Genomic DNA, 18,190 nt, shown 5'->3' with positions numbered 1-18,190 from the left:
GCGTCGGGCCGGCCGCCGTCCCGTCGGATGACGCTGCGCCTCCTTGACCACAGGATCGGCCCAGGAGGTCGCACCGGCAGCCGGAGAACCGCGGGGCGGATGTGAGCGAACCCCTGTCGAGACGGCCCCGGTCACGAGATATCTTGATGTCGAGCAATGTTGCAGACGTGGAGCGGAGCACCCGGTGACTGACTCGACCATCATCTACACACACACTGACGAGGCCCCGGCCCTGGCGACGTATAGCTTCCTGCCGGTGGTCCAGGCGTACGCCTCGCAGGCCGGTGTCGCCGTGGAGACCCGGGACATCTCGCTGGCCGGGCGGATCATCTCCGTGTTCCCGGAGTACCTCACCGAGGACCAGCGCATCCCGGACGCGCTGACGGAGCTGGGCGAGCTCGCCAAGACGCCCGAGGCCAACATCATCAAGCTGCCGAACATCTCGGCGTCGATCCCGCAGCTGAAGGCCGCGGTCGCCGAGCTGCGGGAGCAGGGCTACGCGCTGCCGGACTACCCGGACGAGCCGAAGACCGACGAGGAGCGCGAGATCCGCGCCCGCTACGACAAGGTCAAGGGCTCCGCCGTCAACCCGGTCCTGCGCGAGGGCAACTCCGACCGCCGCGCCCCCGCGTCGGTCAAGAACTACGCCAAGACCCACCCGCACCGCATGGGCGCCTGGTCCTCGGACTCGAAGACCGAGGTGGCGACCATGGGCGAGAACGACTTCCGCTCCACCGAGAAGTCCGCCGTGATCTCCGAGGCGGGCTCGCTGCGGATCGAGCTGGTCGGCGAGGACGGCTCCACCACGGTGCTGCGCGAGTCGGTACCGGTCCTCGCGGGAGAGGTCGTCGACGCCTCCGTGATGCGCGTCGCCGCGCTGCGCGAGTTCCTGGCCGCCCAGGTCGCCCGGGCCAAGGCCGAGGGTGTGCTGTTCTCCGTGCACCTGAAGGCGACGATGATGAAGGTCTCCGACCCGATCGTCTTCGGTCACGTGGTGCGCGCGTTCTTCCCGAAGACCTTCGAGCGGTACGGCGCGACGCTGGCCGCGGCCGGCCTCTCCCCCAACGACGGTCTCGGCGGCATCCTCAAGGGCCTGGAGTCCCTGCCCGAGGGCGACGCGATCAAGGCCTCCTTCGACGCCGAGCTCGCCGAGGGCCCGGCCCTGGCGATGGTCGACTCCGACAAGGGCATCACCAACCTGCACGTGCCGTCCGACGTCATCGTCGACGCCTCCATGCCGGCCATGATCCGCACCTCCGGCCACATGTGGGGCCCGGACGGCCAGGAGGCGGACACCCTCGCGGTGCTGCCGGACTCGTCCTACTCCGGCGTCTACAGGGCCGTCGTCGAGGACTGCAAGGCCAACGGCGCCTACGACCCGTCGACGATGGGCTCCGTCCCGAACGTCGGCCTCATGGCGCAGAAGGCCGAGGAGTACGGCTCCCACGACAAGACCTTCGAGATCCCGGCCGCGGGCACCGTCCGCCTGGTCGACCAGGCCGGAAACGTCGTGATCGAGCAGCCGGTCTCCGAGGGCGACATCTTCCGCGCCTGCCAGACCAAGGACGACCCGATCCGCGACTGGGTCAAGCTGGCCGTCACCCGCGCCCGCGCCACCGGCGACCCGGCGGTCTTCTGGCTGGACGCCACCCGCGCCCACGACGCCAACCTGATCGCCAAGGTCGAGGCCTACCTGCCGGAGCACGACACCGAGGGCCTGGACATCCGCATCCTCGCCCCCGTCGAGGCGACCAAGCTGTCCGTGGAGCGCATCCGCCGCGGCGAGAACACCATCTCCGTCACCGGCAACGTGCTGCGCGACTACCTGACCGACCTCTTCCCGATCCTGGAGCTGGGCACCAGCGCCAAGATGCTGTCGGTCGTCCCGCTGATGGCGGGCGGCGGCCTGTTCGAGACGGGCGCCGGCGGCTCCGCGCCGAAGCACGTCCAGCAGCTGGTCAAGGAGAACTACCTGCGCTGGGACTCCCTCGGCGAGTTCTTCGCGCTCGTGCCCTCCTTCGAGCAGTACGCCGCGGCCACCGGCAACACCCGCGCCAAGGTCCTCGCCGACACCCTCGACCGCGCCACGGCGACCTTCCTCAACGAGGACAAGTCCCCGACCCGTCGCGTCGGTGGCATCGACAACCGCGGCAGCCACTTCTACCTGTCCCTGTACTGGGCGCAGGAGCTGGCGCGGCAGACCGACGACGCGGACCTGGCGAAGGCCTTCGCCCCGCTCGCCGAGACGCTCACCGCGAACGAGCAGAAGATCGTCGAGGAGCTGATCGCCGCCCAGGGCAAGCCGGCCGACATCGGCGGCTACTACCAGCCCGACCCGGCCAAGGCGGCCGCGGTCATGCGCCCGTCGGCCACCTGGAACGAGACGCTCGCGTCCCTGAGCTGACGCCCCGGTGACGGGCCCACGGCCCGTCGACCGCTCCGCCCCGGCCGGGTTCCTCCCGGCCGGGGCGGAGGCGTGCCGGGCACCGGCCGACGGTTGCCGCGGCGGGCCGCGCCGCGCTCGCCCGGGTCAGTTCCCGGAGGCGCAGGGGTCGCAGCAGGAGGAGGCGGGTTCGACGCAGACGGCGACGGTGTCGGTGTTGCCGGTGGGGTCGGGGTCCCTCTCGTTGCCGGTGGCGGTGGCGGTGTTGGCGATCCGGCCGGCCTGGGTGGCCTTGCCCCGCAGCACGAGGGTGGCATGGGCGCCGTCGGCCAGGTCGCCCACGGCCCACCGTCCGGTGGCCGCGTCGTAGCTTCCGGGTGTGCCGTCGGCGGACAGGAAGGCGAGGCCGTCCGGGAGCTGGTCGGTGACGGTGACGCCGGTCGCGCCGTTCGGGCCCGAGTTGCGGACGGTGATGCGGTAGGTGACGGTCTGGCCGACGGTGACGGTGGTCGCGTCGGCCGCCTTCGTCACGGTCAGATCGGCAGCCGGCCTGACCTGCGTGACCTGCTCGCCGGAGGTGGCCGTCAACGGCTGCGGCCTGTCACCGAGGCGGTTCTCGTAGGAGGCGGTGGCGGTGTTGCTGATCTGCTTGCCGCCGCTGGCCCGGTCGATGACGACCCGGTACTCGACGGTGGTGCCGGCGGACAGGGTGTCGGTGTTGGGCAGGCTTCCCCCCTCCCGGCCGGAGGCGCCGTTGCCGAGATGGAAGACGACCGCGTTCGCCCCGGTGTCGTAGTACGCCTGGTCGTCACCTCGGGCGTCGCTCTTCGCTCCGGCGTTCGGGCCGTCGACGATGCGCAGGGAGCCGGGCACGTACGTCGTGCCCGCCGGGACGCCGTCGGTCAGGACGAGGTTCTCGGCCGCGCCGCCGCCCTCGTTCCTGGCGGTGACGCGGTAGGTGACGACGTCGCCCACCTCCAGCGGCCCTGCCGGGATCGCGGCCTTGTCGAGCACCACATGGGGAGCGGTGCCGAAGAAGATGCCGTCCAGGAAGTTGCCGATGCCCCGGTTGCCGCCGGCGGCGGAGACGGAGCGGAAGGCGAAGCGCGTCAGCCTCTGTCCGCTCGGCACGGTGTAGGTGCCCGTGTAGAAGCCCCAGGCGGTGTTGCCGTCGGTGAACCGCCTCTGCTCCACCAGGGAGCCCGGCGCGCCGATGTCCAGGGCCATGGTGTCCTCCCCCTGACGGCCCCGGTGATACAGCCGCCAGTACAGCGTGGCACCGGGGGTGGTCGGCAGGTCCTGGTAGAGCGTGGAGACCTCGTTCGCGTTGAGCTCGGCGAACTGGGCGCCCTCGGCGGCCGGCACCCCGTTGAAGCCCGACCGCCACAGCTCGACCCGGTGGTCGGAGGCGGTGGTGAGCCAGCCCGGGACCCACTTGGGCGCCTGCGTCTGCGACGCGTCCGGCAGGATCTCGTAGTTGGTGACGGCGGGCTCTTCGAAACTGCCGTTGACCAGGGCGACCTTGAGCGGAGCGGCAGGAGGTGTGGTCATGGTTCTTCCCCTCGCGTGGACACTGCTGGAACGCACCGCCGACCGGTCTCACACCCTGCGGGCCGTGGCGCTGCCGGAACGTCCGGTAGCGCATCGCAATCGGGTGAACACGTAAAGCGACGAGCGATACGGTTCGGCCAACCCTGCGCGGCGGGTTTGGCCGACCCGTCCCCCGGACGGCCCTCGCCGCGCCGCCGCCCCTGCCGGGTCGGCGCGCCGCTCCCGCCCCACACGCCCCGGAGCTCTCTCCCGCCTCCCCCGTCCTGGCCGGAAGTCCCCGTCGGCTTCCTCGCGCTCACCCTCCCTCACGGTGATGTGACCGCCCGCCGGTTGACGCTCACGGTGCTTCGTCGGCGGACGGATCGCGGCTTCGGCGGTGCGAGCGCCGGGTGGTCTCGGGTGGTCCAGCCGTCGGCGCCGCCCGGGCCGGCGGGAGCGACAGCCGCCGTGTGGCGCCATGAGACGGTGATCAGGCACGACGCCACCGACACCACCCCGGGAGCAGCCCGATGACACCTGCCGCACCGCCCTCCCCCTTCGCCCTCCTCCCCGGAGCCACCCGCTCGCCGGTGATCCTGCACATGCCGCACTCGGCACGGGAGATACCGGCCGAGGTGCGCACGGGCATCGTGCTGGACGACGCGGCGCTGGAACGGGAGCTGGACCACATCACCGACGCGCACACCGCGGAGATCGCCGAGCGGGCGGCGCGGCTGGCGGGGGTGGCACCGTGGCGGTTCGTCAACGGGCTGTCGCGGCTGGTCGTCGACCCGGAGCGGTTCCCGGACGAGCGGGAGGAGATGCTCGCGGTCGGCATGGGCGCGGTGTACACGCGGACCACGCACCGGGAGGCGCTGCGGGCCGCGGACGTCGACCCCGAGCCGCTGGTAGAGCGCTACTTCCGGCCCTACGCCCAGGCCATGACGGACGCCGTCGCCGGTCGGCTGGCGGCCGTCGGGCGGGCCGTGATCATCGATGTGCACTCCTACCCCACCGAGCCGCTGCCCTACGAACTGCACGGCGCGGGCCCGCGACCGCCCGTCTGCCTGGGCACGGACTCCTTCCACACCCCGCCGGAGCTGCTCGCCGCCGCGCGCAAGGCGTTCGCCGAGGTCGGGGAGACGGGGCTGGACAGCCCGTTCGCCGGGACGTACGTGCCGCTGGAGCACTACGGGAGGGAGCCGCGGGTGTCCGCGCTGATGGTGGAGATCCGGCGGGACACCTACATGACGGAGCCGGGCGGCCCCGCCGGGGCGGGGCTGGAGCGGCTCGCCTCTGCGCTGGCGGGACTCGTCGACGCCGTGTACGGCTGACCGGCCAAACGGCGGCGGAGCGGCTCAGGCGCGCAGCCACTCCGTGACGACCACCTCCCCGCCGGTGCGCAGGCGCAGCGCGAAGGGACCGGCGGGCGGGGCGTCGCTGGTGAAGCGGCCCATGTCGTCGGCGGTGAGGGCCGCGCCGGAGCGGGGCCCGTCGAGGACCTCGATGGAGGCCGGCTGGGGCGGCAGCAGCTGGCCCATCAGCCCGTGCACGGTCACCTCGACGTCGACGGTCAGGCCGCCGGAGTGGAAGGTGAGCATCCGCGGCACGTCCACGGCGCCCCGGACCGGGATGGCGTCGACCAGCGAGTCGAAGGTCAGCTCGGCGATCCTGGCGTCGAGGTCGTGCAGCGCGTAGGCCTCGACGGCGAGCTGCCGCAGCTCGGCCGGGACCGGGTCGAGGATGGCCGCGGCCTCGCGCAGCTCCTCCTCCAGACCGCCGTGGTCGAACTCCTCGTCGTCGAAGGCGGCGGCGTCGGTCCCGCCGTCCGTGCCGTCGGAGTCGCCCGTGCCGTCGGGGCCGGCGTCCGCGGCGTCGATGCCGTCCCTGTCGTTCATGTCGTCCACGTCGTCCATGCCGTTCACAGTGCTCCCCGTGCGTCGAGTCGGGCGCGCAGGCGGCGCAGGCATCGCTGGCGCATCGGTCCGATGCTGCCCACCGCGATGCCCAGTGCGGCCGACACCTCCTGGTAGCTGGGCGGCGGCGAGGAGATCAGTACCCGCAGCAACTGCCGGCAGCGCTCACCGAGCGCCTCGAACTCCTGCCAGAGGCGGCGGACGCGCTCGCTCTGCGCGGCCGCCTCCTCCGAGTCCAGCACCGACTGCTCCGGCGTGCGCTCCTCGCTGACGCGGTCGAGCAGCTGAGGGTCGTCCGTCGGGGTCAGCCGGCGCAGGCTCTTGATCACTTTCAGGCACTCGTTGCGCGCGGTGCTCGCCAGCCAGGAACCCGCCTTGTCCGGCTCACGGATCCGGCCCAGGTGCTGGGCGAAGCGGAACCACGCGGTCTGGTAGACCTCGTGCCCGTCGGCCTCGGAGAGCCGGTGCGCGCGCACGACGGACCACACCAGCGGGCTCAGCCCCTCCACCAGCGCCTTCCAGGCCGCCGTGTCACCGTCGACGGCGGCCTGGACGAGTGCGCCGACTTCGTTACGGTCCACGGTCCCACCCCTCGTGTACGGCCTGTCATCGTACGCCGTGGTGGGTGCGGTGTCGGACCTCATGCCGGCCTCACGCCGTGGGAGCGAGCTGCGCGACCGGCGCGGGACGCCAGGTCGGCGGGCGCAGCACCGGTACGTGGGAGCCGCGCACCTCGGCGAAGTCGGTGGGGGCGGCGAGCAGTCGACGCGCGGCCGCGCGCGGGTCGGTCTCGCCGTGTGCCGTCATGTGCGCCGCCACCAGCCCCGCCACGACAGGCGTCGCGAACGACGTGCCGCTCCAGGAGGCGAGTCCCTCGAACATGACCTGGTCGGGCTTGCCCGAGGTGGCCGCCCGCTCCTCGCTGAGCACGCCGGTGTGGCGCGGCGACCGGCAGGGGCAGGGGTAGGTGAAGCCGTAGCGGCAGTCGTCGTACGTGGAGTGCTGGTAGACGTACGGGACGGGGCTGTCGAAGCCCGTGAGGGCGCTGACCAGGCGCTCGCCGGGGGCGAAGACCCGCACCCAGGGGCCGTGGTTGCTGAAGCAGGCGCCGAACTCGCCGTCGCCGCGCAGCGCGCCGACCGAGAGGACCGCGTCGGCGTACTCGGGCTGGGCGGCGTAGGCGGCGGGCCAGAACGGGGTGGCGCTGGCGTTGTTGCCGGCGGCCGCGACCAGCAGGGTGGGGCGGGTGCGCAGTTCCTCCATGAAGGCGGCGACGCCGAGCAGGCCGTCAGCGCGGCCGTTGGAGGTGCCGGCGGACAGGCTGATGATGTCGGGCCAGCCGCCCTGCTCCACGGCTTCGAAGAGCTTGTCGCCGAATTCGTCCTCGAGGACGGCGCCCGCGTCGTTGAGGGTGCCCCGCACGGTGACGTCGGTGTTCGGGGCGACGGCGGCGACCAGTCCGGCGATGAAGGTGCCGTGGCCGACGTACTGCTGGAGGGTGCCGTGCTCGTCCGTCTCCCTGATCTGCGCGTCGCCGTCGGTGTGGGCGAGCGGGGGGTAGGAGCGGTAGTCGTGCATCAGGCCGGTGTCGATGACGAGGACGCCCACCGCGCCGGCGGGGTCGTGGGCGGTCTGTGCCGCGGCCGGGTTGGGCGGCTCGGCGGTGGGGACCGGCTCGTCGCCGGGGCAGGCGTTGACGGCGATGGACACCACGTGGTTGCGGCTGACGAGCCGGCGGCCCGCCCGGTCCTCGGCGCCGCGCAGGGCGCGCAGGGCGCCGGCGACGGCGCGGTCGGTACCGGGCGCGCCCTCGCCGGGGTCGGCGACGCGGATGCGGGTGATGCCCGAACGGTTGGCCTGCGGGCCGGAACGGCGGACGTGGTCGGGGACCAGGCCGGGCGCCTCGGTGAAGTGGGCGCGGACGGCGTCCTCGACGACCTGGGCCTCCTCGCCGTCGCGGGCCAGGACGACGCCCTTCTCGTAGATGAACTCGGCGGAGTCGTCGGGTCCCATCGCCAGGGGGACGCCCGGCAGGGCGCGCTGGATCTGGCCGAACTGCTCGTGGAATCGCTGTGGTGCCATGGCGTGTCCTCCCCTGAGACCAGTGGTCGTCAGTCAGAGCCGCGGGGCCGTCGTCTGATACAGGTGGTGCGACGACAGGGAGGGGTGGTGCGGTTGCGATCGCACGCCCCCGCGCACGCTCCCCGGCGCACCGAACCCGTTGATGTGCCTTCCGCTTGGTGCGACCTGATACGCCGCCGCCCCTGTGGGACGGACAACCGGGGCCACTACCATCCATGGAGTGACAGCGGGAAACGACACGGTTCTCGAACTGCTGCCGATGGTGTTCGCCGCCCCCAACGACGCGCTGGCGCGGGCGGAGGGCGTGCTCGACACCGATCCGACACCGTTGCGCGCCTCCGTCGCCCATCAGGTGATCGGTATCTGGCAGCGGGACTGGGGCGACATGCGGCTCGCCCTGGACCACCTGCGGCGCGCCCGCGCCCTGGCCGCCCGCGCGGACTCCGCCGAACGCGAGGCGGACGTCCTGGCCACGCTCGGGGTGGCGCTGGTGCACGCCGGCCGCACCCGGCAGGGGCTCGCCGCGTTCGAGCGGGGCGTCGGACGCGGAACGGGCCACACCCGCGCGCGCGTGCTGTACCGGCGGGCCTACTCCTGGTGGGTGCTGGGCCACCACCGCGAGGCGCTGGAGGACGTACGCCGGGCCGTCCCCGTGCTGCGGCAGGCGGACGACGTCATCTGGACCGCGCGCGCCCTCACCCTGCGCGCCACCGTCCACCTCGCGCTCGGGGCGATCAAGCAGGCCGACGCGGACTTCACGGCGGCCGAGGCACTGTGGGACACCACCGGGCAGGAGCACGACAAGGCGGACGCGGTGGAGAGCCGGGGCCTGGCCGCGTTCCGGTCCGGGGACGTCCCGGCGGCGCTGCGGCTGCTGGACGAGGCCGAGGAGCGGTACGCCAAGCTCGGCACCCCCACCTTCATGCTCAACATCCGGCGCTGCGAGGTCCTGATGGCGGCCGGTCTCGCGCCCGAGGCGCTGGCCGAGGCGGACGCCGCGATCGCGGTCCTCGACGGCATCGGCGGGCAGTCCACGCGCAAGGCGGAGCTGCTGCTGGCCGCGGCGCGGGCCGCGCGGCTGGCGGGTGACCCGGGGACGGCGACCGCGCGGGCGGCGCTGGCCGTACGGCTCTTCGCCGGGCAGCGGCGCACGTGGTGGGAGGCGCACGCCCAACTGGTGCTGATCGAGGCGCGGGTCGCCACCGGACGCGGGTCGGGACGGCTGGTGGCGGAGGCGGTCCGGGTGGCGGAGCGGCTGTCGGGGTTCGGGGCGCCCGCGGCGCCGGAGGCGTGGCTGCTGGCCGGCCGGATCGCGCTGGACCTGGACTGGACGGCGGACGCCGAACGGTATCTGGCGGTCGCCGCGCGCAGCCGGCGCAGCGGGCCGCCGCTGGCGCGGATGACGGGCTGGGCGGCGCAGGCGCTGTGGGCGCGGGCTACCGGGTCGCAGCGGGGCGTCCTGGAGGCGTGCCGGCGCGGACTGGACGTGCTGGACGACCACCGTACGACGCTGGGCGCCTCGGAGCTGCGCGCCCGGGCCACGGCGCAGGGAGCCGAACTCGCCGCGCTCGCCCAGCAGGTGAGCCTGGAGCGGGGCGGACCGCGGCAGCTGCTGGTGTGGAGCGAGCGGTGGCGGGCCACGGTGCTGTCGGCGCCGCCCACCCGGCCGCCCGCCGACCCCGCGCTGCTCAGCGGGCTGACGGCGTTCCGGGAGATCGCCGCGCGCGCGGAGAGCGCGCGGATGGACGGCCGTCCGGTGCCGGCCCTGGAGCGGGAGCAGCGGCGCCTGGAGCGGGAGGTCCGCTCCCGCACCCTGCACATCCGCGGGGACGCGCCCGGCGACGGCCACCGCTTCGACGTCGGCCGGCTGCTGGAGCGGCTCGGCGACGGGCGGCTGGTCGAACTCGCCGTCCTGGACGGGCGGGTGCAGATCCTGCTGTGCGGGGACGGACGGGTCCGGCGGTTCACGGGCGGGCCGCTCGCCGAGGCCGAGCGGGAGGCCGAGCACGTCCAGGCCGCGCTGCGGCGGCTCGCCCACCCCCGGGCGGAGGGCCGGCTGCCGGTGGTGGAGGCGATGGGGCGGCGGCTGGAGGAGCTGCTGCTCGGGGAGGCCGCGGGCCGGCTGGGCTCCGGCCCGGTGGTGGTGGTGCCGCCGGCCCGGCTGCACCGCGTCCCGTGGGCGCTGCTGCCGTCGCTGCGGGAGCGGGTGCTCAGCGTGTCGCCGTCGGCGAGCAGCTGGCTGCGCGCCCGGGAGACCGAGCCGCCGCCGGGCGGCCGGCACGTCCTGGTGCGCGGTCCGGGCCTGGCGACCGGCGGGGCGGAGGTGCCGGAGGTCGCCGGGCGGTACGGCAGGCCGACGGTGCTGGAGCAGGCGGACGCGCGCGTGCCCCGCGTCCTGGAGGAACTGGACGGCGCGGCCCTCGCCCACCTCGCGGCGCACGGCACCTTCCGCGCCGACAGCCCCCTGTTCTCGTCGCTGCGGATGGCCGACGGCCCGCTGATCGTCCACGACTTCGAACGCCTCGCCCGCAGCCCGTACCGCATCATCCTCTCCAGCTGCGACACCGCCCGCATGGCCTCGGTCGGCGCCGACGAACTCCTCGGCCTGGTCACGGCGTTGCTGCCGCTGGGCACGGCGGGGGTGGTGGCGAGCAGCGCGCCGGTGAACGACGAGGCGGTGGTGGTGCTGATGCTGGCCCTGCACAAGGGCCTCAGCGGTGGCCTGTCGCTGGCGGAGGCGCTGCGCGACGCCCGTGCGGCGCTGCCGGGGGACGCGTCGCACCGGGCGACGGGATGGGCGTTCACGGCGTTCGGGGCGGCCTGAGGTCCCTCGGCGCGAGCCCGCCCGCCGGTCAGGCCGGCTGCCGGCGCTCCGGTTCCACCAGCCACGGCAGCGCCTGCCGGTCGCTCGCGCCCAGGCGGGTGTAGGCGCCGTAGAGGTGGTTGCCGACGGTGCGGACGGAGAGGGTGAGCCGCTCCGCGATCTGCCGGTTGCTCAGACCGGCCGCCGCCAGGGTGACGATCTGCCTTTGCCGGGCGGTGAGTTCACCGAGGACGAGGCCGGACAGGGCCGGGGTGCGGGCGCCCTGGCAGCGGCGGGCCAGGGCGACGGCACGGGTACGGGCGGTGCGGGCCGCGCGGGGGTCGCGGTGGGCACCCACGGCCTGGGCGTACGCCTCCGCGGCGAACAGCAGGAAGCCTCGTTCCTCCAGTTCCCGGGCGACCTCGTCGAGAGCGGGTCCGTCGGATCGGGCGAGCGCGTCCGCGTGGCGTGCGAGAACACCGCCGGCCGGGAGGTGGGGCAGGGCCCGCTCGGGGGCACCGAGGCGTACGGCGTCGTAGGCGGCGTAGGGATCGCCCGCGGGGCTCGTGAGGCGGCGGCCGTGACCGGTGTCGGGGCGGTGCGGGGCATCGGGGCCGTGCGGGGCGTCCGGGCCGTGCGGCGCGCCGGAGCCGAGGGGATCGACGCCGTGCGGGACTTCGGGACCGTACGGGACATCGGGACCGTACGGGACGGCCGAGCCGGCCGGAACGCCAGGGCCGTACGGGGCACCTGTGCTGTACGGGGCATCGGGGCCGTACAGGGCGCCCGGGGCGGCCTCCTCGCCCGAGTGGAGGGCGGTCAGGGCGAGTTGGCGGCGGCATGCGTCGTGGTCGGGCGTGCCGGCCAGGCCCTCCCTCGCCCAGGCCGCCGCCTCGCGCAGTTCGCCGCGCAGCCGGGCGAACCGCGCGCGGACGGCCGCGTACGGCGGCGGGACCGGCTCCCCCTCCGCCACCAGCCACTCCCCCACCGGCGTGGGCGTCGTGCGGACGTCCAGCCGGGCGATACGGCGTGTCAGGCCGGCGGCCTCCGCGTCGAGGGCCGGGCCGAGCGGCGCCCGCGCGGCGGACAGGCGGCGGGCCCGCAGCCGGCCGGCGGCGGCGCGGAGCAGGGGGCCGTGCAGGGGCTGGGCGAGGCGGACGGCCGTGTCGTCGTCGGCGTGGACCAGGCCGTCGGACTCCAGACGTTCGAGGACGTGCAGATCGAGGTCGTCGACGCGGACCGGCAGCGGCTCGGCGAAGGCGAGGCGGTCGAGCGTCTCCCGTTCGTCGGGGCAGGAGCGGGTCAGGACGGGCGCGGCGCGTTCGCGCAGGACGGGGGTGAGCGGGAGCCGGCCGCGCCACCTCCCCTCGCCGTCCGGGGACCGGGTCAGCAGGTCCTGTTCGCGCAGCGCGTCCAGCAGGTCGCGCAGCAGGCGCAGGTCGCCCCCGGACAGGTGGTGCAGGCGGTTGAGGGTGAGGGGCTCCAGGGGGACGCCGGCGGCCTCGGCCAGCAGAAGGGCGGTCTCCTCGCGGGGCAGCGGCTCCAGGGCGAGGCGGGGCAGGAGTTCGTCCGTCCGCAGCCGGGTCACCGCGCCGGGCGCCGGGGCGCCGTCCGTGACGAGGACGAGCAGGCGGGTGCGGCCCTGGACGGCCAGTTGGTGGACGAGGGCGGCGGAGGAGTCGTCGAGGAGGTGGGCGTCGTCGACCAGCAGCAGCCGTACGCCGGACAGGAGCTGGACGGCCCGGTGCAGGGTGACGTCCTCGGGCAGGAGATGGGCGAAGGCGGCGAACGCGGTGCCCCGCGTCCCGGGGGTGCCGGCCACGCGTACGCAGTCCGTGCCGCGGACCGCCTCGGCGGCCAGCCGGGTGCGGCCGCAGCCGGCCGGTCCGGTCACCACGATGCCGGGCCGGCCGGCCGCCGACGAACGCCGGACCAGCTCCAGTTCCTCCTCGCGGCCGGTGAACGTCCACGGCGCCGGCGGCGACACCGGCACGAACGGCGGCAGAGCGGGCGAGGCGGCCGGCGGGCGGGCCGGCGGGAAGCGCGGCGGGAGGACCGTCGAGGGGACCGGCGCGAGGTCCGGCGAGGAGGACGGCCGGGGGGTGCGGGCGGCGCGTACGGAAGTCGTCACATCCACAGGAGTCCGCCTACTCATTCCTGATACAGGGCGACTTGAGTAGGCCCCGACTCAGGCCCCCGGGCGGTCTCCGGGGCACTCTGGAACCCATGACCGCCCGTTACTGCTCGCTCGTGCAGCAGCCGGCCCCCGCGTTCGCCCCGGGGCTGGCCGCCGAGCGGGTCGGTGCGCTCATGAGCGGACGCCGGATGTGGGTCAACGGCACCGTGCTGCATTACTACTTCTTCGACGGCGACACCGACGGATCCGTGATCCCGGTCCCCGGATCCGGTGGCACCCGGCGGGTCTCGTGGGTCGGCGGCCACGACCAGCGGGACGTGGTGCGCGACTGCTTCCGCGAGTGGCGGGACCTCGGCATCGGCATCGGGTTCGCCGAGGTCCTCGACCGCTCGGAGGCCGAACTGCGCATAGGCTTCCAGCAGGGCGACGGCTCCTGGTCGACCGTGGGCCGGGACGCGCTGCTGCCGGGCCTCCACGAGCGCACCATGAACTTCGGGTGGGACCTGTCCGCGCCCGGGGAGCGCGCGACGGCCCTGCACGAGATCGGGCACGCGCTCGGCATGCAGCACGAGCACCAGAGCCCGTTCGCCGGCATCCACTGGGACGACGAGGCCGTGTACGCCGATCTGGCGGGCCCGCCCAACTTCTGGAGCCGGGACCGCACCTTCTTCAACATCCTGCGCAAGCTGGACCCCGCCGAGGTCAACGGCTCGGTGTGGGACCCGCAGTCCGTCATGGAGTACCCGTTCGCGGCGGGGCTGATCCTGGAGCCCGAGCAGTTCCGCGGGGGCGTGCACACCCCCGGCGGGCTGTCCGCCCTGGACAAGGAGTTCGCGCTCCGCTGGTACCCGCCGCTCGACACGCCCCGGCCGCCCGCGCTGACGCCGTTCCGTTCGGTCGTGTTGTCGCTGGGCCCCGGCGAGCAGGCCGACTTCACCGTCGAGCCGCCGGAGACCCGCGAGTACAACGTGGGTACCTTCGGCGCCGGCGACTGTGTCGTCGTGGTCTTCGAGGAACGCGACGGCGAGCCCCGCTTCCTCGCGGGACGGGACGACGGCGGCACCGAGCACAACGCCACCATCAGGGCCCGACTCGTCCGGGGCCGCCGCTACTTCGTCCGCGTCCGCCTGTACTCCGGCTGGGGGTCGGGCGAGACGGCCGTCATGTGCTGGTGACAGCACGGCCCGCGGCCACGCGGGCACACCGACCAGTCCGGCGCCGGGGGATGGGCCGGGCGACGTCGCCTTCGGGGGAGGGAGACGTCGCCCGGCCCGCATATGCGCGGCGGGTCCGGCGCGGTCCCCGGTAGTTTGTCAGAGACATGATAGGTGCGATCGGGAGCGCGACCCCCATACCGCGTGCGGGGCGCACAGGGGGTGCGGGGCGCGAGCGGGGCGTCGGCATCGCCGCTGTCCACCGTCGGAGCCACCGCCGTTCGACAGCCGCGCCACCGCCGTTCGACAGCCGCGCCACCGCCGTACGACGGCCGCGCCGCCACTGTTCGACGGCCGTGACGACCCAACCCTCGCCCCAGTATTCTTACTTACTGGTAAGTCACATCGGGAGAGTAGAGGGCCGTGTCGCTCAGTGACAAGGTGTCTACCTGATCCGTGTCATCCGCACCGAGCCCGTGCTGCGCGCCGTCCGGCTCCAGGCGCACGACGACGCGCTGCCCGTCCTCGGTGAACTCCTCGCCCGCCGATCCGCCGCAGACCCCGACGACCTACGGGTCAAAGGAGTGCGGTCAGGGCCGGTCGGCCTGCGGCCGCGTGCCCGGGGTGGGGGTGACGGGGGCCGGGGTGGGGGTGACGGGGGTGGTGCGGGTGGAGTGGGTGGCGTGAGCGGAGTGGGTGGCATGGGTGGCCCAGTCCAGGATCTGGACGGCGGCTCCGGCGGCCTCCAGGCCCTGGCAGCGGGCGTGATGGCGGCGGTTGACGGCGTCGAGGTCGAGGTGGCCGCCGAAGGCGGGGTGGGCGGCCAGGCGACGGGCGTAGGCCCACAGGGCGGGGTGGTCGGCGACGCGGTGCACGGCGCCCGCGTCCAGGTGGTGGCGGTGCACGGTGTCCAACTGGACCAGCGTCACCCACAACTCGACGTCGGCGGCGGTGATCCGGTCGCTGATGAGGTACGGCTGCGCGGCGAGCCCTCGCTCCAGCACGCCCAGTGTGTCGAGCAGCGTGTCGAGCGCGGCGGCGCGTTCCGCCTCGCCGGCCCCGGCCGCTCCGGCGCGCTGGGCCGCCTCCTCCACACCCTGCGCGCACATCCGCTCCACGGCGTCGATCTCCGACTCGCGGCCGCACGGGTACAGCGCGATGCGTCCGCCGCCGAAGTGCCGGGCCAGGTCACGGGCGATGTCGGGGCCGTAGGTGGAGACGATGCGTCCGGACCAGTCGTCGCTGAGGACCGGCGCGAGGGCGGGTCCGGTGTAGCGGTGGGCGCTGGCGTCGTAGAGCGGTCGCAGCGCGGAGTGGCCGCCGTCGGGACAGTCGGGGACGGCGGGCAGGAAGGTCACCGGACAGGCCCGGTCCAGGCCGAGCAGGCTGTGGGTGACGGCGATGCGCAGGCCGTCGGGGTCGGCCGTTGACAGGTGGAGGCGGTAGCGGCGCGGCACCGCGTAGTGGCCGCTGCGCGCGTCGCGGCCGATGCGCCCGCGGAAGGCGGGGACGGGGCGGGCGGAGGTGTGGGCGGGCGAGTGGGCGGGGTGAGTGGACGCGTGGGTGGGGTCGGTGGTCAGCGGTGTGGAGGACATGGCTCTCCCTGGGGCGGGCGCGCGGACGGACGCGCGGCGGATGCGACGGCTTGCGGGAGGGCGCGGCCCTGTCCGTGCGCGCCTCGGCGGGCGGTGCCCTGGGCACGGCCGGTCGGCTCGGCGCGGCTACGGGCCGGTTCAGCCCTGGATGTCGATCGCGCTGCAGACGCGCAGCAGATCGATGTGACGGCGGGAGGTGAGAAGGGGCGACGACCATGCCGTGCGGCTCGCTCGGCTGGCGAACGGCTCAAGGCGCCCCATGTATCCCTACCTGTTCACTAGGATTCCCGCCACCGAGTGTCGATCGGCCTCCGGTCTGCGTCAAGAGGGCGTCCACGGAGTGAAGGGGTCACTTCGGCGCTCCGCCGCTCGGACGCGCCGGGCGTGAGCCCGCCCACCGCCTCACCTCACCGGGCCGCGCTTCTCATCCGTCTACAGCCGTTGCCGCCTCTCTTCGCTCGGCGTCACGACGGTCAGCCGCTCCGACTGCCGCACAGTCAACTGCCTCGGAGCAGACTCCGGCTCGCAGCTCCGCCCATACCCGTTTGCCCCACGGGAGCGGATCGGTGCCCCAGTCCTCGGCCAGTTCCTCGACGAGCGCGAGACCTCGCCCGCTCTCGTCCTCGGCGCCAGGCCGCCGGGGCTCCGGGTGAGCCCTGGACCTGTCCACGACACCGATGCGCACCCGCGCCGTATCCGGCCGAGTGACCGTGACACGAAGGGAACGGCTCCGTGCGTGCCGGACCGCGTTGGACACCAGCTCGGAGACGATGAGGGAGCTGTCATCGGCAAGTTCGTCCAGCCCCCAGGCCGCCAGCGCGACGCGCACGAGGCGCCGGGCCGCGCCCGCGCTCTCGGGCTCGCGCGGCAGAGTCTCGCTGTACCCGGGGTAGCCGGTGGGACGCGACCGCGTCGTAGGTTGCGGCATGTCGGTCTGCTCTTTCAGATCGGCCAAGCCCCGGGGCCGTTCGCGCGGTCGCCGGGGCGCTGTCCGTTCATGGAAGCGACTTGCCAGGGACGCCAACAGGGACACAACGTCCCACTTTGAGCACGCTATTCACTGACGCCCAGGAACTCCGCCAATGGCCGCAGTCCCGGCGGCCGGTTGGGAAGCGCCCACAGGTCGCGCACGATGGCCACGGCCAACGTGTGGTGCTGCATCCACGTCGGTGCTACCCGGCGCAGAGACTCCAAGGTCTTCACCGCTCCGGCCGCATCCCCGATATCGGTGTGGGCTCGGGCCACGTCCAGCAGCAGCCATGTCCGCCAGGACGGCGGGGTGTCCTTGCCCAGCCGCAATCCCTTGGCCAGCGTCAGGGCGTCTTGCGGATGCCCGTACTGAACAGCGAGACGGACGCGCTCGATGCGCACCGATGACGGGCTGAAAACGCTCACCATGCGATGATCGCCTCCGTCGGGCAGCTTGGAGACGTGGGCCGCCTTCCTTTCCGCCGCTTCCATCATCGCCGCCGCACGCTCGTAGTCACCACTCCGCGCGGCGGACGTTGCGGCGCTCATGGTCAGCGCGCCCCACACCTTCAGGCCGTCGGCCGTCTCGGTCAGGCCTGCGTCCGCCATGTCGGAAGCGACACGGAGCGCGATCCCCAGGGCGTCCTCAAGGCGCCCTTGCCGCTGGTAAGTCCACGCCGTGGAGTTGACGATCATCGGAAGAAGCAGCGGATCGGAGGACTGTTCCGCAGCCTCTATGGCACGCTCGAGGCTCGTCAAGGCGAGATCGGTCTTCGCCATGCGCACAGCGACGTGGCCGGCGAGTTGAAGCGCCTTGCCCAGGGCCGCGAAACCGGCCCTGCGCTCGTCGTCGTCCCCGGAGGCCGTGGCGGTGCGCGCATCCGCGATCAGGTCGGGCAGCGCCTTCATCACCGTGTCGAACTCGGCGGCGTGGTATTGAGTCCAGCCGTCCGCGATCTGCTCGCGCAGACGGTCCGCCGAGAAGTCGGGCCCGGGTGGCTCCGGTTCCGGCCCCCAGAGCGCGGGCATGATGGCGCGACGCACGGCCACGAAGCGTGGCCCGTCGTTCTCGCCCGAGGAGGAGACCGCGGGCGGGTCGCCCAGAAGTGTGGTCAGCTCCACGCCCAGACCGTTCGCCAGCGCGTGCAGCGTGGGAAGGCGTGCCGAGTGCTTCCGCCGCTGTTCGAGCTGGCGGATCACGTCGACGGACACGTTGGAGCGTTCGGCCAGCTCTTCTTGCGTCAGGGAGGCCAGGCGGCGCAAGCGGCGCAGGGTCCGTCCCAAGTCTTCGTTTGCCACGCCGCCACGGTACGCCGCCACGGCCATGGATACAGCGTCACCGGGGGATGTCCGCGGAGGCGGTCACGTCGAGGCGTCCGCGTATCGAAGACCCGGTGTCACCGGCACAGCAAAAGGCCGCCTCCTCATCCGAGAAGACGGCCTCCGACCCGCGTGAAGCTGGTCGGGACGACAGGATTTGAACCTGCGACCCCTTGACCCCCAGTCAAGTGCGCTACCAAGCTGCGCCACGTCCCGTCGCGTCCGGCACCGGGTGAACCGTGCGAACGCGCAGGCAAACACTACCGTAAGCGCGCGGGACCGCGTACCTCACGGGACCGCG

Annotated in this window: 13 protein-coding genes and 1 tRNA gene; 4 read left to right on the top strand and 10 right to left on the bottom strand. The window is 73.8% G+C overall.

Going from position 1 to position 18,190, the window contains the following annotated elements:
* Window positions 1-184 precede the first annotated feature (184 nt).
* Window positions 185-2,404, top strand: a complete 2,220-nt coding sequence (locus tag ACFV9M_RS21280) for an NADP-dependent isocitrate dehydrogenase (protein WP_385071533.1) — start codon at window positions 185-187, stop codon at window positions 2,402-2,404.
* Between the two features lie 126 nt (window positions 2,405-2,530).
* Here ACFV9M_RS21280 and ACFV9M_RS21275 read toward each other — a convergent pair whose 3' ends face one another.
* Window positions 2,531-3,934 (bottom strand): hypothetical protein, encoded by a 1,404-nt coding sequence (locus ACFV9M_RS21275; RefSeq protein ID WP_385071530.1) that lies wholly within the window; start codon window positions 3,932-3,934, stop codon window positions 2,531-2,533.
* 509 nt (window positions 3,935-4,443) lie between these two features.
* Between ACFV9M_RS21275 and ACFV9M_RS21270 the strand changes: the two genes are divergently transcribed.
* A complete protein-coding gene (locus ACFV9M_RS21270; protein ID WP_385071527.1) occupies window positions 4,444-5,247 on the top strand; it encodes an N-formylglutamate amidohydrolase in 804 nt (267 codons plus the stop codon).
* A 24-nt stretch (window positions 5,248-5,271) separates the two neighbouring features.
* Here the strand turns inward: ACFV9M_RS21270 and ACFV9M_RS21265 are convergent, their stop codons facing one another.
* Genes ACFV9M_RS21265 through ACFV9M_RS21255 form a run of 3 tightly spaced genes read right to left on the bottom strand, consistent with a single transcriptional unit; the run spans window position 5,272 to window position 7,911 of the window.
* Window positions 5,272-5,829 (bottom strand): hypothetical protein, encoded by a 558-nt coding sequence (locus tag ACFV9M_RS21265; RefSeq protein ID WP_385071524.1) that lies wholly within the window; start codon window positions 5,827-5,829, stop codon window positions 5,272-5,274.
* A gap of 5 nt (window positions 5,830-5,834) precedes the next feature.
* Complete coding sequence (locus tag ACFV9M_RS21260) at window positions 5,835-6,473, bottom strand: RNA polymerase sigma factor (protein WP_385071521.1); 639 nt, start codon at window positions 6,471-6,473, stop codon at window positions 5,835-5,837.
* A gap of 7 nt (window positions 6,474-6,480) precedes the next feature.
* Window positions 6,481-7,911: a S8/S53 family peptidase gene (locus ACFV9M_RS21255; protein ID WP_385071518.1), complete on the bottom strand. Its 1,431-nt coding sequence runs from the start codon at window positions 7,909-7,911 to the stop codon at window positions 6,481-6,483.
* 259 nt (window positions 7,912-8,170) lie between these two features.
* Here ACFV9M_RS21255 and ACFV9M_RS21250 point away from each other — a divergent pair, with 259 nt between their 5' ends.
* Window positions 8,171-10,735, top strand: coding sequence for a CHAT domain-containing protein (locus ACFV9M_RS21250; RefSeq protein ID WP_385071622.1), 2,565 nt, complete (start codon window positions 8,171-8,173; stop codon window positions 10,733-10,735).
* 28 nt (window positions 10,736-10,763) lie between these two features.
* Here the strand turns inward: ACFV9M_RS21250 and ACFV9M_RS21245 are convergent, their stop codons facing one another.
* On the bottom strand, window positions 10,764-12,707 hold the full coding sequence (locus tag ACFV9M_RS21245; protein ID WP_385071620.1) for a LuxR C-terminal-related transcriptional regulator: 1,944 nt from the start codon (window positions 12,705-12,707) through the stop codon (window positions 10,764-10,766).
* Between the two features lie 233 nt (window positions 12,708-12,940).
* Here ACFV9M_RS21245 and ACFV9M_RS21240 point away from each other — a divergent pair, with 233 nt between their 5' ends.
* The gene (locus tag ACFV9M_RS21240) at window positions 12,941-14,026 is read left to right on the top strand and encodes a M12 family metallopeptidase (RefSeq protein WP_385071517.1); all 1,086 of its coding nucleotides are present in this window, start codon (window positions 12,941-12,943) and stop codon (window positions 14,024-14,026) included.
* Between the two features lie 569 nt (window positions 14,027-14,595).
* Here ACFV9M_RS21240 and ACFV9M_RS21235 read toward each other — a convergent pair.
* The 5 genes from ACFV9M_RS21235 to ACFV9M_RS21215 form a co-directional block, all read right to left on the bottom strand.
* Window positions 14,596-15,600: a glutathione S-transferase C-terminal domain-containing protein gene (locus ACFV9M_RS21235; RefSeq protein ID WP_385071515.1), complete on the bottom strand. Its 1,005-nt coding sequence runs from the start codon at window positions 15,598-15,600 to the stop codon at window positions 14,596-14,598.
* Between the two features lie 138 nt (window positions 15,601-15,738).
* Entirely contained in the window at window positions 15,739-15,861 is a 123-nt protein-coding gene (locus tag ACFV9M_RS21230) for a putative leader peptide (RefSeq protein ID WP_385071512.1), read from the bottom strand.
* Between the two features lie 163 nt (window positions 15,862-16,024).
* The gene (locus ACFV9M_RS21225) at window positions 16,025-16,528 is read right to left on the bottom strand and encodes an ATP-binding protein (RefSeq protein ID WP_385071618.1); all 504 of its coding nucleotides are present in this window, start codon (window positions 16,526-16,528) and stop codon (window positions 16,025-16,027) included.
* A gap of 125 nt (window positions 16,529-16,653) precedes the next feature.
* Entirely contained in the window at window positions 16,654-17,868 is a 1,215-nt protein-coding gene (locus ACFV9M_RS21220) for a helix-turn-helix domain-containing protein (RefSeq protein ID WP_385071510.1), read from the bottom strand.
* Between the two features lie 160 nt (window positions 17,869-18,028).
* Window positions 18,029-18,105, bottom strand: a tRNA-Pro gene (locus tag ACFV9M_RS21215).
* Between the last annotated feature and the right edge of the window lie 85 nt (window positions 18,106-18,190).

The sequence above is a fragment of the Streptomyces sp. NPDC059895 genome (assembly GCF_042731035.1).
Taxonomy (GTDB): domain Bacteria; phylum Actinomycetota; class Actinomycetes; order Streptomycetales; family Streptomycetaceae; genus Streptomyces.
The sequence above is the reverse complement of the archived record's forward strand: the minus strand, read 5'-3'. Positions and strand labels throughout refer to the sequence as shown.

Bases quoted from the DNA above. Each gene is read 5' to 3' on its own strand.
- ACFV9M_RS21275 (WP_385071530.1), bottom strand. From the start codon at position 3,934: ATGACCACACCTCCTGCCGCTCCGCTCAAGGTCGCCCTGGTCAACGGC.
- ACFV9M_RS21270 (WP_385071527.1), top strand. From the start codon at position 4,444: ATGACACCTGCCGCACCGCCCTCCCCCTTCGCCCTCCTCCCCGGAGCC.
- ACFV9M_RS21265 (WP_385071524.1), bottom strand. From the start codon at position 5,829: ATGGACGACGTGGACGACATGAACGACAGGGACGGCATCGACGCCGCG.
- ACFV9M_RS21260 (WP_385071521.1), bottom strand. From the start codon at position 6,473: ATGAGGTCCGACACCGCACCCACCACGGCGTACGATGACAGGCCGTAC.
- ACFV9M_RS21255 (WP_385071518.1), bottom strand. From the start codon at position 7,911: ATGGCACCACAGCGATTCCACGAGCAGTTCGGCCAGATCCAGCGCGCC.
- ACFV9M_RS21250 (WP_385071622.1), top strand. From the start codon at position 8,171: ATGGTGTTCGCCGCCCCCAACGACGCGCTGGCGCGGGCGGAGGGCGTG.
- ACFV9M_RS21240 (WP_385071517.1), top strand. From the start codon at position 12,941: ATGACCGCCCGTTACTGCTCGCTCGTGCAGCAGCCGGCCCCCGCGTTC.
- ACFV9M_RS21235 (WP_385071515.1), bottom strand. From the start codon at position 15,600: ATGTCCTCCACACCGCTGACCACCGACCCCACCCACGCGTCCACTCAC.
- ACFV9M_RS21230 (WP_385071512.1), bottom strand. From the start codon at position 15,861: ATGGGGCGCCTTGAGCCGTTCGCCAGCCGAGCGAGCCGCACGGCATGG.
- ACFV9M_RS21225 (WP_385071618.1), bottom strand. From the start codon at position 16,528: ATGCCGCAACCTACGACGCGGTCGCGTCCCACCGGCTACCCCGGGTAC.